At 58.9% G+C, this 1,288-nt stretch carries 1 protein-coding gene; it reads left to right on the top strand.

Annotation, left to right across the window (positions count from 1 at the left end; genetic code table 11):
* Positions 1 to 26: 26 nt before the first annotated feature.
* A complete protein-coding gene (locus tag MHN28_RS24755) occupies positions 27 to 1,034 on the top strand; it encodes an IS110 family transposase (protein WP_239345715.1) in 1,008 nt (335 codons plus the stop codon).
* Positions 1,035 to 1,288 lie beyond the last annotated feature (254 nt).

The raw sequence follows: 1,288 nt of genomic DNA, 5'->3' as shown, positions 1-1,288 counted from the left end.
GTCGAAGCTGATGGAAGGAAGCAACCATGAAACACTATGCCGGACTGGATCTGTCGATGGACAGCACGCAGGTGTGCATCGTCGATGAAGGCGGTGAGAAAGTCGTCTCGATTAAGGTTGAGAGCGCGCCTGACAAGATCGCATGTGCGTTGGATCGAGTTGGCGACATTGAGCGGGCGGTGATCGAATCCGGCCGCATGTCGCCAGCAATCTGCCACGGCTTGCGAGCTCTCGGCGTTCCCGTCGTGTGCATTGACGCACGGCAGGCGCATCAGAGTCTAAAGGCATTGAAGGCGAATAAGACTGACCCGCATGATGCAGCCGGGCTGGCGCAACTTGCCAGGACAGGCTTCTATAAGGAGGTGCACGTAAAATCTGCAGCTGCCCATGGCGTGCGCAGCGTCATCGCGACGCGCAGCCATCTCGTTGAAGCTCGGGTGCGGCTGGACAACATGATCCGAGGTATTTGTGCAACTTTCGGGTTCAAACCCGGCCCCGGTCAGGGCAAGTCGTTCATCGACCGGGTGATGACTGCTGCCGACATACCGGGCCTTGGCCAGAGCATCACGGCGCTGGTCGCCGCCAGAGCCGGATTGGTGGAACAGATTAAGCAACTGGATCGTGTCTTGCGTGAGTTCGCTCACCAGTCGTCGGCCTGCAGGCAGCTCATGAGCATCCCTGGCGTCGGCGTTCAAACTTCCGCCGCTTTCGCCGCGGCTATTGATCAAGCTGACCGCTTCCGACAATCCCGCACCGTCGGTGCCTACTTCGGACTGGTCCCCAGACGTCACCAGTCGGGGGAAATCGACTGGACGGGACGCATCACCAAACAGGGCGACAGCATGGTCCGCAAGCTGCTCTACGAAGCGGCCAACTCGATCCTGACGCGCAGTCATGGCACCTTCGCCCTCAAAACCTGGGCTCAGAAGATCGCCAAACGTCGAGGTCTGAGAAAGGCACGCGTGGCACTTGCCAGGCGGCTTGCTGTCATCATGCACGCGATGCTGCGTGACGGCACTTTGTTCGAAGCGTGAGATGAGATAGAAATCATTTGCCAGCGGTGAAGCCGGAAAGCTGATCCAAAGGCGGTGTCCCGAGAGGGGACGCAGGGACGAACGATCTGCGAAGGTTACCGGATGGGCCTAGGAGCCCGCTTCGACTCAATGCAACGTTCGGCCTTGTGAAACCCGATACAGCACGGTCGCCTCACAGCAATCAGTGCGGACAGATCCTTGAAACCCTCAAGGGAAACACCGCCGAGCTCCACAAATTACAGATCCTGACCCTA

It is taken from the genome of Ruegeria sp. Ofav3-42 (assembly GCF_022347725.1).
Lineage (GTDB): Bacteria > Pseudomonadota > Alphaproteobacteria > Rhodobacterales > Rhodobacteraceae > Ruegeria.
This window is presented reverse-complemented; position numbering and strand designations above follow the sequence as displayed.